Below are 13,889 nucleotides of genomic sequence, written 5' to 3'. Positions count from 1 at the left end.
GGGGCAGGCTCGTCTCCCGCGCTCAGTGGGTGCGACGCGCGTCCTCCCACCGGGCCAAGGCCTCGTCGAGGTCGCTCGCGGCTGCGCCGTCCGCGAGCGCCCTCGCGAGCACGTCGGCCATCGTCGGCGGCGACATCCCGTCCAGCGGTGGGTCGCGGTCCAGGTTGGTCGGGAACGCGTACCCCTCCGCCGCCGCCGCGATGACGTTCGCCACGCTGTACGTCGTGGGCTCGCCCCGCTCGGCGTACGGCGTGGTCTCGCCCCGCTCGGCGTACCGGCGGAGTTGCGGGTAGATCGCGCGGACGATCCGCGCCCGGCCGACGCTCTCCATGGCCCGGCCGAAGGCGGAGCTGACCTGCAGGAGGTTGGCCATGCGGCGCACGTCGGCGGTGCGATTGGCCCCCGCCGCGTGGAAGAGGGCCGGGTTGAAGAAGACCGCGTCCCCGAGCGCCAGCGGCAGCTGCACGTGGTGCGCCGCGAAGTAGTCCGCGAACTCGGGGAGCCAGTAGGCGAGGTAGCCCAGCTCGTACTTCTGGCTGTGCGGCAGATAGAGCGTCGGGCCGGTCTCGACCGGCATGTCGGTGTGGGCCACGGCGCCCTGCAGGGTCAGGTACGGCGAGAGCTGGTGCACGTGGCGCGGATAGGTCTCGGAGATGTCCGGGCTCTGGAAGCCCAGGTGGTAGTCGCGGTGCACCAGCTGGGCGGCGCCGCCGGGGTTGACCACGTTGACCTGGCTGGTCACCTGGTAGCCGGGGCCGAGCCAGGCCCGGCAGACCAGCGCGAGCGCGTCGTTGGCGTAGTAGTCGACGAAGGCGGCGGGGTCGTCGACGGCCAGCTTCTCCAGCGCGTTCCACAGCCGGTCGTTCGCGCCCGCGGCCGCGAAGTGGTCTCCGGCCGCGGCGCCCGCGGCCTTCTCCGCCGCGATGATGCGTTCGAACGCGGCCGTCACGGGCGCCAGGACCGCGGGGTCGAAGGCGCCCTCGAAGACGACGATGCCCGGACCGTCGGCCAGGGCGAAGGCCAGCTCCGCCAGCAGGGCGTCGGTCGGCCGCAGGGCGGCCGCGTCGTACACCGGCACCCCCGCCTCGACCCGTGTGGCATGCGGCAGATCCTCGGCCCGCGTCGGTACGCTCACGGTGGCGACCAGGTCCGCCACCTGACAGTCCGTACGCCGGACGTGGTGCGGGCGAGGACTCATGGGACGACCTCCTTGATCCGATCGGTGCCGCCACTGTGCCGGTCCGCGCGGCCGGCGTCCACCGTGAGGGACCACCTTGCGCGAGACGTCATCACATTGTTCATATGTATTGACATCAATCCAGGCGGTGGCTACGGTCGCTGTGACTGGTCACGAGGACGTGGCCGGACGAACGGCGAAGGCGGCAGCTTCTCGTCGGGCCAGAGAGGGAATGTGGCAATGAAGCACGGACTCAAGATGGCGGGCCTCGTGCTCGCGACGTCGGGCCTGGTCGCGGGCTGCGGCTCCACCGGTTCGACCGGCTCGTCGGCAACCACCAGCGGCGGCGCCAGCGGCTCGGGCTCGAGTACCGGCGCCGGTTCGGGCAAGACCGTCGACTACGCGGCCGGCGCCGCGGTCAAGCCGAAGGACGGCAAGAAGCTGAAGATCGGGGTGTCCTTCCCCGAACTCGACCAGTTCCTGCAGAAGGTCGCCGACGGCGTCAAGGCCCGCGCGGCCGAGGACGGCGTCGAGGTCAGCGTGGTCTCCGCCGAGAAGAAGGTCGAGGTCCAGCTCGGCCAGATCGAGAACTTCATCTCCCAGAAGGTCGACGGCATCATCGTCCTGCCGGAGAACACCGATGCCACCGACCAGATCACCTCCAAGGTCAAGGCGGCCAACATCCCGCTGGTCTATGTCAACCGTCGGCCGGCCAAGCTCGACGCGGCGACGCCGTACGTCGGGTCCGACTCCATCGTCGCCGGCCAGCTGCAGGGCCAGGAGCTCGCCAAGCTGCTGGGCAACAAGGGCAACGTCGCGATCCTCAACGGCGACCTGGCCCAGGAGGCGGCGCAGCTGCGCACCAAGGGGTGCAAGGAGGCCCTGGAGAAGGCCGGCCTGAAGGTGACGCTGGAGCAGGAAGGCAAGTGGTACCGCGACAAGGGCCTGTCCATCACCGAGAACTGGCTGCAGACCGGCAAGGAGATCAACGGGATCTGCGCCAATAACGACGAGATGGCCCTCGGCGCGATCCAGGCCCTGAAGAACGCGGGCAAGCTGGCCAACGTCAAGGTCGCCGGCGTGGACGCGACCGCGGACGCCCTCAAGGCCATGGCGGCGGGCGACCTGCCCGTCACCGTGTTCCAGGACGCGAAGGGTCAGGGCGCCGGTGGCGTCGACACCATCGTGCAGATGTACAACAAGGAGTCCGTGCCGAGCGTCGTCAACGTGCCGTATCGGCTCGTGACCCCGGCGAACATGGCCGAGTTCCAGGGCAAGTAGCCCCTCTGGCGACCCGGGCGGACCATGCGGTCCGCCCGGGTCGCCGTCCCCAGGCCCGGCACATCGATGGAGATGGAAGACATGGCCGATGAATTCCTCCTCGAGATGAAGGGGATCCGCAAGACCTTCCCCGGCGTCGTCGCCCTCGACGACGTGGATCTCGAGGTCCGACCCGGCACCGTGCACGCCCTCATGGGCGAGAACGGCGCCGGCAAGTCCACGCTCATGAAGGTGCTCATCGGCATGTACGCCGAGGACTCCGGCACCATCACGTTCGACGGTCAGCAGGTGAAGATCCCGGACACCAAGACGGGTCTCGGGATGGGGATCTCGATGATCCACCAGGAACTCGCCCCGGTTCCCGAGATGACCGTCGCCGAGAACATCTACCTGGGTCGTGAGCCCCGCAACGCCCTCGGCCTGGTCGGTCGGCGGCAGATGGTGGTGGACGCCCAGGCCGTGCTGGACGAGTGGGGCATCAAGATCGACCCGCGCGCCCAGCTGAAGCACCTATCGGTCGCCCAGCAGCAGATGGTCGAGATCGCGAAGGCGGTCAGCTACGACGCGAAGCTCGTAATCATGGACGAGCCCACCTCGGCCATCACCGAGCGCGAGGTCGCCCACCTACACGAGATGATCCGCAAGCTCACGGAGCGAGGCGTCGCGATCATCTACATCACCCACAAGATGGACGAGGTCTTCAAGATCTCGGACTACGTGACGATCTTCCGCGACGGCAAGCTCATCCAGACGCTGCCCGCGGCCGAGCTGGACCGGGACAAGCTCATCACCCTCATGGTGGGGCGCGAGCTGACCAACCTCTTTTCCAAGGAGGACGCCGAGATCGGCGAGGTCATGCTGTCCGTGCGCGGCCTCAACCGGGGCCCGCTGGTGCGGGACGTCAGCTTCGAGGTCCGGCGGGGCGAGATCCTCGGCGTCGCCGGCCTGATGGGCGCCGGCCGCACCGAGGTGCTGGAGACGATCTTCGGCATGTACCCCGCCGAGAGCGGCGAGATCGTCGTCCACGGCAAGACGGTGAAGATCGGCTCGCCCGCCGACGCCATCAAGAACGACCTGGCCCTCCTGACGGAGGACCGCAAGGCCACCGGGATCATGGGCGTGCTGTCGGTGCGCGACAACATGATCGCCGCGGCCCTGCCGAAGTACAGCCCCAAGGGGCTCCTGCAGCTCGGTCGCATCAAGACCGACACCGAGGCCCAGCGGGCCGCCCTGCGGGTCAAGACGCCCACCCTGGATCAGCTCATCCAGAACCTGTCGGGTGGCAACCAGCAGAAGGCGCTGATCGCGCGCTGGATGCTCACCCTCCCGGACATCCTGATGATCGACGAGCCCACCCGAGGCATCGACGTCGGGGCCAAGTCGGAGATCCACCGGCTGATGAGCAAGCTCGCCCAGAGCGGCAAGGCCGTCATCATGGTCAGCTCCGAGATGCCGGAGATCCTGGGCATGAGCGACCGCATCATCGTCATGCACGAGGGCCAGGTCACCGGCGAGCTGAGCCGGGCCGAGGCGACCCAAGAGAAGATCATGCAGCTCGCCACGGCTTCGGCAGTGGTCTCGGTCTGAGAGAGGCAACCATGTCTACCGCTACCCCCGAGGAGACGCGACGCTCCGTCGACACGGGCGAACTCGTCCGCAAGTACGCGATCGTGCTGGTCTTCGTCCTCGTCGTGGTCGTGTTCGCGATCCTCACGCAGGGCAACAACCTGCAGACGCAGAACATGTTCAACATCGTGGTGCAGATGGCGCCGATTGGGATCATCGCCCTCGGGATGATGTTCGCGATCATCACCAAGGGCATCGACCTCTCGGTCGGGTCCACGGTCGCGATCTCCGCCGTCGTGGCCGCCAGCCTGGCCCAGATCCCCAGCGCGACCTCGAAGTTCAACTTCGGTGAGGCCGGCATCCCGGTCATCCTGCCGATCCTGGCCGGCCTGGGCGTGGGTGCGTTGGTCGGCTTCATCAACGGGTCGATCATCGCGATGTTCCGCATCGCGCCGTTCGTCATGACCCTGGGCATGATGTCGATGGCCCGCGGGTCGGCGCTGACCTACACCGAGGGCCGGCCCATCTCTGGGCTGGCGCCGCAGTACAACTTCCTCGGCAACGGCTCCGTGCTCGGCATCCCCATGCCGATCTGGCTGCTCGCCCTGGTGGCCGTGATCACCTGGGTCATCCTGGAACGCACCCGGTTCGGCCGGCACGTGTACGCCGTCGGTGGCAACGACCAGGCCGCCAAGGTCTCCGGGATCAACATCCGGCGCGTGCACCTCGGCATCTACACGTTCATCGGGCTGCTCGCGGGCCTGGCCGGCATGATCGTCACAGGTCGCGTCGGGTCGGCGAACCCCGGCATGGGCAACATGTGGGAGCTCGACGCCATCACCGCCACCGTCATCGGCGGCACCAGCTTCGCCGGTGGCGTCGGCACCGTCTGGGGCACGATCGTGGGCGCCCTGATCATCCAGGTCATCGACAACGGCCTCGACCTGATGGGCGTCAACCCCTACGCAAAGATCATCGTCAAGGGCGCCATCATCGTGGTCGCCATCATCCTCGACGAGCGCAAGAACCGCGGCCGCTGACGGCGCGCGGCGTCACAGCGAACGATCAGTACCCCCGTTTCCGGCCCAGTGGGCTCGGAAATCGGGGGTATTGATCGTTCTGGCGAACTGGCGAACTGGCCGCTGTCGCGGTCGGCCGCGGCCGCTGCGAGGTGTTCTCCGCGCTTGTTATCCACAGGGTGACCGTTCGTGACCTGCGCTTTGGGTGCCATGGCACCTAAGGCGCAGGTCACGAACGGTCGCGTCGTGGAAGTGCGCGTCGTGAAAGGTCGCGTCGTCAAACGGTGGCGTCGCGACGCCGGCCGTCGCACTACGGGTATCGACGTGTCGACGTGGTCCGGCCACCTGGGGCAGGAACTACAGGCCGGCCTTCGCGGCCGCGGCCAGGAGGGTCTTGGCGGAGATCGCGAGCCCCTCGACCTGCCCGTAGTCACCGTCCTCGTGCTCGATGTTGATCGACATCTCCGGGTCGACCGCGGCGCAGGCCTGCAGGAAGTCGGCCCAGTAGTCGACGTCGTGCCCGTTGCCCAGGGCCACGAACCGCCACGCCGGGTCGGCCGGCCAGTTGTTGCACCAGTGGCCGTAGCCCGTGGGCACCTTGCCCGGTGCGTCGGCGGGCACCCGGGTGAACGTGGTGTCGAGGACGCCACGGATCGCCGCCCCCGGGAAGATCCGGGTGTCCTTGGCGTGCACGTGCCGTACGTGCCGGCCCAGGTAGCGCACGCACTCGATCGGCTCCATCTGCTGCCACAACAGGTGGCTCGGGTCCATGTTGACGGCGACGTGGGTGACGCCGGCCCGCTCGATGAGCTGCATGAACGTCACCGGCGAGAACAGCACGTTGGCCGGGTGCAGCTCCAGGCACACATAGACGCCGTTCTCCCGGGCCAGCGCGTCGATCTCCTGCCAGAACGGAATCAGCACCGACCACTGGTAGTCGAGGATGTCCAGGTCGACGCCGTTCCACGGGTTGACGACCCAGCTCGGGTAGAGCGCCTTCGGGTCCGACCCCGGCGTACCGGACATCGCCACCACCTCCGGCACCCCGAGCGCACCCGCCAGCCGGATCGCCTGGCGCAGGTCGTGCGCGTGCTTCGGGCCGACGCCGGGCAGCGGGGACAGCGGGTTGCCGGAGGTGTTCAGGCCTGTCAGGCGCATCCCGCGGTCGGCGAACACCTGCAGGTACGCCGCGCGCGCCGCCGCGTCCTCCAGGAGCAGGTCGACGTGGCAGTGCGGGGCGGGGATGAAGCCGCCGACGTTGACCTCCGCGCCGGTCAGCCCCTGCGCGGCCAGCACGTCGAGTGCTGCCTCCAGCGAGCGGTCCTGCAGGCAGGCGGTGTAGGCGCCGTAGGTGAGAGCCATGGTGGGATCCTTCCGGTACGTCGAGTGGGGTGGCGAAGCAGGGATCAGGAGATGGCGATCGCGGCGCCGCCGGCGGCGGCGGAGCGGGCCACGGCGTCGAGGATGCGCATCTCCCGGTAGCCGTCGGCGAAGCTCGCGCACGGCGGCAGGGCGCCGTCGGTGACGCCGGCGACCTGCTGCAGGAACGCGTACGCCTGGTAGGTGAACTGCTCGATCTGCGTCAGGCCGACCCCGCCGAACGCCATCGAGGAGCCCCGGGCGAAGTAGGGGAACGTCGGGTTGACCAGGACCTGCCGGGCCCCGCCGAGGCCGTCGGCCGAGCCGGCCCCGTCGTCGTACCCGATCTCCCCGCCCCGGGCGAGGTCCCAGGAGACCCGGGCCCGGGTGCCGAGCACGTTGACCATGAACGCGTTGGGCATGCCGACGACGACCCGGGACACCGAGAACGTGCCCGCGGCGCCGGAGGCGAAGTGGGCCGTGAAGGTGGCGACGTCGTCGTTCTCCACGGGCTCGCGCACGGCGGAGTCGCCGGCGCTCGCCGACCCGGCGCCGCGGCCGCCGGCGACGACCGCGGTGGGCACGGGCCGCTCGGTGATCGCCGTCGTCAGCACGGCGCCGGAGACGGACGCGATCGGGCCACAGACGAACTCGGCGGCGTCGACCAGGTGGGAGCCGATGTCGCCGAGGGCGCCGGAACCCATCGGACCCTTGTAGCGCCAGGCCATCGGCACGTTCGGGTCCACGCCGTAGTCGCACCAGTAGCGGCCGTCGAAGTGGATGAGGTCGCCCAGGGCGCCCTCATCGGCCAGGGTCTTGATCCGGGCCAGGGCCGGGTTGCGCCGGTAGGTGTAGCCGATCGCGGTGACGCGATCCGTGGCCGCCTCCAGCTCGGCCATCGCGGCGGCGTCGGCGAGGGTGTCCGAGAGGGGCTTCTCGCAGAGCACGTGCTTGCCCGCGGCGACGAGCGCCTCGGCCATCTCGCGGTGCAGGGCGTTGCCCACCACGATCGAGACGATGTCGATCGAGTCGTCGGCGACGATGTCGCGCCAGTCGGCAGTCGCGGTCGCATAGCCGTACCGCTGCGCGCAGTCCTGCGCGAACGGCAGGTGCGCGTCGGCGATCGTCGCGAGCCGGACCTTCGGGAGGCCCAGGTCGAAGACGGTGCCGACCTGGCGCCAGGCGTTCGCGTGCGTCGTGCCCGCCATGCCGGCCCCGATGACCGCGGCAGAAAGGGTCTGGGTCATGTGCTGCCTCCAGCGCGAATCAAGAGTGAGCCGAAACGTTTCGGTTTCCTTGTCAGAACATTAGCACCCACGCATCGCGGGGGGAAGGGCGTGAGCGGATCAGGGCGGGGGGCAAGGCCGTGGCGACGAAGGCGTGGCTACGAAGGCGTGGCTACGAAGGCGTGGCGACGACGGCGTGCCGACGATCCGTGCGGCGGGCGAACCGGAGCGCCGTTCAGCGCCCTGTGGCCGCGGTGGAAGCGCGCACGATCAGCGTGGTCGGCACCTGTTGATGGCGTCGGGAGAGGGCCGTGGGTGCCCACCGGGGGTCGGCGGCGGCCGGACCGGCCAGCACGTCGTCGTCGCGCAGACGATGCGCCAGCCGCCCCACCGCGGCGACGGCCAGGCCGGTGACATCGTGGCGCACCGTCGTCAGGCCGACGGCGGCCGCCAGGGCCGCGTCGTCGTACCCCGCCACCGCCGTCCCGGCGGGCGTCTCGATCCCGCGGCGGCGTAGTTCCAGCAAGGCCCCGAGCGCCACCTGGTCGTTGAAGCCGAGGATGGCCTCCGGCGGAGGGCCGTCGGCCAGGAGTCTGGCCGTGGCCGTGATCCCGTCGGCCTCGGTCCGTCCCCCGGCGATCACCCGGGTCCGCTCGGTCAGCCCCGCGCGGTCCATGGCGGCGCGGTACGCCGTGCGCCGGCGAGCCGCCATCGCCGAGGCGGCGCCGTCCACATAGGCGATGTCGCGCCGGTCCGTCGCCAGGATGTGGGCCATGAGAGCCCCCATCCCCTCGGCGTCGGCCGACGTCACGGTGTCCACGCCCGGCGCCCGTACGTCGTGGCTGATCAGGACCACCGGAAGGCGGGCGCACAGGTCCGCGAGGTCAGGGCGCGGCAGGCTGGACCCCACCAGCAGGATGGCCTCACAGCGGTTGGCCACCAGGGAGCGGACGCCGGCCGCCTGGGCGTGCCCGGGGGTGGTCGCGGCCAGCACGAGGTCGTAGTCGATGACCGCGGCGGCGCGGTAGACGGCGTCGAGAACGTCCGCCTGGAAGCTCTGCCCGGCCTCGAAGCACAGCCCGAGCAGGCGCCGACGTCGCCGCCTCAGCCGACGCGCCTGGGCGTCCGGGACGTAGCCCATCTCCGCGGCCAGCGCCGCGATCGCCGTCCGGGTCGCGGTGGACACGCCGGGCCCCCCGTTGAGAGCCGCTGAGACGGTCGAGATCGCACAGCCATAGCGCGCCGCGACGTCGTGAATCGTCACCGCGGCCCTACCCATGCGATCAGCATGACAGGCCGACGCCCACTCCGTGCCCGCCGACTGGCTGACGTTAATATGTCCTGACAAAGTCTTGACAGCGCTGCTCGCACTCGGCAGGGTTGGACCCAGCGGAAGTGGGCCGCTCGCCCCGCCGGCCGACTCACCGCCCTCAGCTTTCCGACCCCGCAAGGAGCGATCATGGCCGGCCACCCGCCGTACGATCTCGTCGCCATCGGCCGCTGCGGCGTCGACCTCTACCCGATGCAGACGGGCGTGGGCCTGGAGGACGTGACGACGTTCGGCAAGTTCCTCGGCGGCAGCGCCGCGAACGTCGCGGTGGCCGCCGCGCGCTACGGCCACTCCTCGGCCCTCATCAGCCACACGGGGGAGGACCCCTTCGGGAGCTTCGTCAAGCGCAGCCTCCGGGAGCTCGGGGTCGACGACGCGTACGTCGGGAGCGTGGCCGCCTACCCGACGCCCGTGACGTTCTGCGAGATCTTCCCGCCGGACGACTTCCCGCTGTACTTCTACCGCCACCCCGTCGCCCCCGACCTGCTCATCACCCCGCAGGACGTGCCGCTGGACGCGGTCCGGGACGCCCGCGTCTACTGGGCGACCGCCACGGGCCTGTCCCGCGAGCCGAGCCGCGCCGCGCACCGCGCCGCCTGGACCGCGCGCGGCCGCCGCACCCACACGGTGCTCGACCTGGACCACCGGCCGCAGTTCTGGGACGACGAGGCCAACGCCTCGGGGCAGATCCGCGCGGCGCTGGACTGGTGCACGGTCGCGGTCGGCAACAAGGAGGAGTGCCGGGTCGCGATCGGCGAGACCGAACCGGAGCGAGCGGCCGACGCCCTCCTGGACCGCGGGGTGGAGATCGCCATCGTGAAGATGGGGCCGCGCGGGGTGCTCGGCAAGACGGCGACCGGCGAGCGCGTCGTCGTCCCGCCGACTCCCGTCGACGTCGTCAACGGCCTCGGCGCCGGCGACGCGTTCGGCGGGGCGCTGTGCCACGGCCTGCTGGCGGGCTGGGACCTGGAGCGCATCCTCACCTTCGCCAACGCCGCGGGCGCGCTGGTCGCGTCCCGGCTGGAGTGCGCGACGGCGATGCCCGATCAGGCGCAGGTCGAGCAGCTGATGGCGACCGGGTCCGCGGACGTGGGCACTGCCGTGGGCGGGCGCGTGGTCGCGGGATCGCCCGCCCCGGGCGGTGCGTCGTGACCGCGGCCCCGCTGGTGGGGACGCCGTACGACGAAGCCATCGCCGGCCTGCCCCGCCGCCGCGCCGAGCAGCCCGACTCCGTGGCCGCCGCGTGGGCCGGCCGGCGCCGCCGACCGTTGCTGCGCGAGGACGGGCGCCTGCTCATCGTCGCGGCCGACCATCCCGCCCGCGGCGCCCTCGCCGTGGCCGGGGACGCCGACGCGATGGCGTCGCGGACCGACCTGCTGCGCCGGCTCGCGGTGGCGCTGGCCCGGCCGGGCGTGGACGGGGTGTTGGGCACCGCGGACATCCTGGAGGACCTGCTGCTGCTGGGCCTGCTGGAGGACAAGGTCGCGTTCGGGTCGATGAACCGTGGCGGCCTGGCCGGGGCGTCGTACGAGCTCGACGACCGCTTTACCGGCTACACCGCGCAGGCCATCGCCGCGCACCGCCTGGAGGGCGGCAAGATGCTGACCCGCATCTGCCTGACCGACTCCGCGTCGGCCGCCACGATGGAGGCGAGCGCGCGGGCCGTGACCGACCTGGCCGACCGGGGGCTGGTCGCGATGGTCGAGCCGTTCTGGTCCGAGCGGGCCGGGACCGGCGCCATCCGCAACCTGCTCGACCCCGACTCGGTGATCCGGTCCATGCACGTGGCGGCGGGCCTCGGCGCGACTAGCGCGTACACCTGGCTCAAGCTTCCCGTCGTTCCCGAGATGGGGCGGGTCCTGGACGCCACGACGCTGCCGGTCCTGCTGCTCGGCGGCGACCCGGGCAGCCGGGCGGACGAGACGTACTCGGCCTGGGCGCAGGCGCTGCAGAGCCCGACCACGATCGGCCTGGTCGTGGGCAGGGCGCTGCTCTACCCCGGCGACGGGGACGTGGCCGGGGCGGTCGACGCCGCGGCGCGGCTGGTGCACGGCAGCGGCCCCTCTTCATCCGGCTCCGGATCCGGAGCGAGATCGTGACCATGATCCAGGCCGAGCCCTGCGACAGACCCGACTGAACTGACGAAGGAGCATCGATGAGCGACTGGTTCCGGCGGGCCGGAACGGCCGGCGACGGCGACTACGACCTGGTGGTGAGCCCCGGCGACCTGCCCGAATGGCAGTGCACGGGGTTGCGGACGGCCACGCTGGCCGCGGGGGAGTCCCGCACGGTCGCGGCCGGGTCCTGGGAGTGGATCGTGCTGCCGCTGTCGGGCTCGTTCCGGGTGTCGGCGAGCGCTGGGTCGGGGGCTGGCGCTGGGGAGTTTGTCGCCGAACTGGCCGGACGCTCCAGCGTGTTCGCGGGGCCGAGCGACTCGGCGTACATCGGTCGCGACACGGAGTTCACGGTGACCGCGCTGACCGACGGCCGCGTCGCCCTCCCGCACGCGACCGCGCGGCGCGCCTTCCCTTGCGCCTACGTGCCCGCGGCCGCCGTCGGGGTCGAGCTGCGCGGCGCGGGGCAGGCGTCGCGGCAGGTACAGAACTTCGGTACGCCGGACGCGGTGGAGGCCGACTCGATCATCGCCTGCGAGGTGATCACGCCGGCGGGCAACTGGTCCAGCTACCCGCCACACAAGCACGACACCGAGATCGAGGGCATGGAGTCGGCGCTCGAGGAGATCTACTACTACGAGCTGCGCACCGATGCGGCCTTCGGTCCGCAGTCGGCGGCGGGGCACGGCGCCCCGGATCCGATCGGCTACCAGCGCGTCTACGGCACGGACGAGCGGCCCATGAACGTGCTAGAGGAGGTCCGCACCGGGGATGCCGTGCTGATTCCGCACGGCTGGCACGGACCGTCGATGGCCCCGACGGGCTACGACATGTACTACCTCAACGTCATGGCCGGCCCCGGCGAGCAGCGGGTCTGGCTGATCTGCGACGACCCCGCGCACGCGTGGGTGCGCACGACGTGGGATTACCAAAAGGTCGACCCGCGCCTGCCCTTCCCGGCGCGGTGAGTTTTCCACAGGCCGACCGCTCACGACCTGCCCTTTTGGTGCCATGGCACCCAAAGGGCAGGTCACGAACGGTCATCTGGACATAACCGCAAGCCTTTCGCTCGGGGCACCACACCGAATTCCAGGCCTGGGCCAGCGGCCCAGCCCATAGAGAAACCAGTCAGCCGGCGACGACGTACGAATTAGCCAGCCACGACGTACGAAATTCACCCAGCCACGACGTACGCACCTTTTCATCCACCATGAAGGGAACCACCGTGACCACCCGAATCACCCACCTGATCGGCCACTCCTCCTGGGAGGGCACCGCCGAGCGGACCGGCGACGTCTACAACCCGGCCACCGGCGAGGTCACCCGGACGGTCGATTTCGCGAGCAAGGCCCTCGTCGACGAGGTCGTGGCCAAGGCGGCCGAGGCGGCCAAGGAGTGGGGGAGCACCTCGATCGCGCGGCGGACGCAGGTGCTGTTCGCCTTCCGGGAGCTGCTCATGGCGCGGCGCGACGAGATCGCGAAGATCATCGTGGCCGAGCACGGCAAGACCTACCCCGACGCGGTCGGCGAGATCAACCGCGGCCTGGAGGTCGCCGACTTCGCGTGCGGGATCGGGCACATCCTCAAGGGCGGGTTCAGCGAGAACGTCTCGACGGACGTCGACGCCTACTCGATCCTGCAGCCGCTCGGCGTGGTCGGCGTGATCAGCCCGTTCAACTTCCCCGCGATGGTGCCGCTGTGGTTCGTGCCGGTCGCCGTGGCCTGCGGGAACGCCGTCGTCGTCAAGCCGAGCGAGAAGGACCCGAGCGCCACGATCGCGATCGCGGACCTGTGGCGCGAGGCGGGCCTGCCGGACGGCGCGATGAACGTGATCAACGGCGACAAGGAGGCCGTGGACGCGCTGCTGGACAACCCGACGGTGAAGTCGATCTCGTTCGTGGGCTCGACGCCGATTGCGCGGTACATCTACGAGAAGGGCGTGCTCTCCGGCAAGCGGGTCCAGGCTCTGGGCGGGGCCAAGAACCACATGCTGGTGCTGCCGGACGCCGACCTCGACCTGGCCGCGGACGCCGCGGTTAACGCCGGGTTCGGCGCGGCCGGCGAGCGCTGCATGGCGATCTCCGCCCTGCTTGCTGTGGACAGCATCGCGGATGAGTTGATCGGCAAGATCACCGACCGGATGGGCAAGCTGACCACGGGCGAGGGCATGGCCGACGGCGTCGACATGGGCCCGTTGGTGACCGGGGCGCACCGGGACAAGGTGAAGGGCTACATCGACGCGGGCGAGGCCGCCGGCGCGCGGCTGGTCGTGGACGGCCGCCAGGGCGAGTGGCAGGGCGGCAGCAAGGACGGCTTCTTCGTGTTGCCGACGCTGTTCGACGCGGTCAAGCCCGACATGTCGATCTACCGCGAGGAGATCTTCGGGCCGGTGCTGTCGGTGGTGCGGGTGAAGTCGTACGAGGACGGGCTGAAGCTCATCAACGACAACGAGTTCGGCAACGGCACAGCCATCTTCACGAACGACGGCGGCGCGGCGCGGCGGTTCCAGCGCGAGGTGCAGGTCGGCATGGTCGGCGTGAACGTGCCGATCCCGACGCCGATGGCGTACTACAGCTTCGGCGGCTGGAAGAACTCGCTGTTCGGCGACACCCACGCGCACGGCATGGAAGGGGTCCACTTCTTCACGAAGACCAAGGCCGTGACGGCGCGCTGGCTCGACCCGAGCCACGGGGGCCTCAACCTGGGCTTCCCGCAGAACGTCTGACGACGGACGCAGGGAACGGTACGCCGGGCGCAGGCCCCCTGTCATAACTTGGTGAGCATGAGGATATGGGCCGAAGCCCCCGCCGTTTCTGG

At 70.4% G+C, this 13,889-nt stretch carries 11 protein-coding genes; 7 read left to right on the top strand and 4 right to left on the bottom strand.

Annotated features, from left to right (window positions below):
• Positions 1-22: 22 nt before the first annotated feature.
• Positions 23-1,198, bottom strand: coding sequence for a phytanoyl-CoA dioxygenase family protein (locus IPK37_05330; protein ID QQS01828.1), 1,176 nt, complete (start codon positions 1,196-1,198; stop codon positions 23-25).
• A 219-nt stretch (positions 1,199-1,417) separates the two neighbouring features.
• Here IPK37_05330 and IPK37_05325 point away from each other — a divergent pair, with 219 nt between their 5' ends.
• The 3 genes from IPK37_05325 (at position 1,418) to IPK37_05315 (ending at position 5,064) form a co-directional block, all read left to right on the top strand.
• Positions 1,418-2,458: a sugar ABC transporter substrate-binding protein gene (locus IPK37_05325; GenBank protein QQS01827.1), complete on the top strand. Its 1,041-nt coding sequence runs from the start codon at positions 1,418-1,420 to the stop codon at positions 2,456-2,458.
• A gap of 81 nt (positions 2,459-2,539) precedes the next feature.
• On the top strand, positions 2,540-4,045 hold the full coding sequence (locus IPK37_05320) for a sugar ABC transporter ATP-binding protein (protein QQS01826.1): 1,506 nt from the start codon (positions 2,540-2,542) through the stop codon (positions 4,043-4,045).
• A gap of 11 nt (positions 4,046-4,056) precedes the next feature.
• A complete protein-coding gene (locus IPK37_05315; protein ID QQS01825.1) occupies positions 4,057-5,064 on the top strand; it encodes an ABC transporter permease in 1,008 nt (335 codons plus the stop codon).
• Between the two features lie 336 nt (positions 5,065-5,400).
• Here the strand turns inward: IPK37_05315 and IPK37_05310 are convergent, their stop codons facing one another.
• From IPK37_05310 to IPK37_05300, 3 genes are all read right to left on the bottom strand, one after another.
• Positions 5,401-6,405 (bottom strand): sugar phosphate isomerase/epimerase, encoded by a 1,005-nt coding sequence (locus tag IPK37_05310; protein ID QQS01824.1) that lies wholly within the window; start codon positions 6,403-6,405, stop codon positions 5,401-5,403.
• A 44-nt stretch (positions 6,406-6,449) separates the two neighbouring features.
• Complete coding sequence (locus IPK37_05305) at positions 6,450-7,649, bottom strand: Gfo/Idh/MocA family oxidoreductase (GenBank protein QQS01823.1); 1,200 nt, start codon at positions 7,647-7,649, stop codon at positions 6,450-6,452.
• 214 nt (positions 7,650-7,863) lie between these two features.
• The gene (locus IPK37_05300) at positions 7,864-8,907 is read right to left on the bottom strand and encodes a LacI family DNA-binding transcriptional regulator (protein ID QQS01822.1); all 1,044 of its coding nucleotides are present in this window, start codon (positions 8,905-8,907) and stop codon (positions 7,864-7,866) included.
• Between the two features lie 180 nt (positions 8,908-9,087).
• Here IPK37_05300 and iolC point away from each other — a divergent pair, with 180 nt between their 5' ends.
• The 4 genes from iolC to IPK37_05280 all read left to right on the top strand — a co-directional run bounded on the left by iolC (position 9,088) and on the right by IPK37_05280 (position 13,797).
• Entirely contained in the window at positions 9,088-10,110 is a 1,023-nt protein-coding gene (gene iolC, locus IPK37_05295; GenBank protein QQS01821.1) for a 5-dehydro-2-deoxygluconokinase, read from the top strand.
• 47 nt (positions 10,111-10,157) lie between these two features.
• Positions 10,158-11,057 carry a deoxyribose-phosphate aldolase gene (locus tag IPK37_05290; GenBank protein ID QQS02687.1) on the top strand — a complete coding sequence of 300 codons (900 nt, stop codon included), beginning with the start codon at positions 10,158-10,160 and terminating at the stop codon, positions 11,055-11,057.
• 56 nt (positions 11,058-11,113) lie between these two features.
• Positions 11,114-12,040 carry a 5-deoxy-glucuronate isomerase gene (iolB, locus tag IPK37_05285; protein ID QQS01820.1) on the top strand — a complete coding sequence of 309 codons (927 nt, stop codon included), beginning with the start codon at positions 11,114-11,116 and terminating at the stop codon, positions 12,038-12,040.
• 242 nt (positions 12,041-12,282) lie between these two features.
• Complete coding sequence (locus IPK37_05280; GenBank protein QQS01819.1) at positions 12,283-13,797, top strand: CoA-acylating methylmalonate-semialdehyde dehydrogenase; 1,515 nt, start codon at positions 12,283-12,285, stop codon at positions 13,795-13,797.
• Positions 13,798-13,889 lie beyond the last annotated feature (92 nt).

This window comes from Austwickia sp. (genome assembly GCA_016699675.1).
In the GTDB taxonomy this organism is placed as follows: Bacteria; Actinomycetota; Actinomycetes; order Actinomycetales; family Dermatophilaceae; genus Austwickia.
This window is presented reverse-complemented; position numbering and strand designations above follow the sequence as displayed.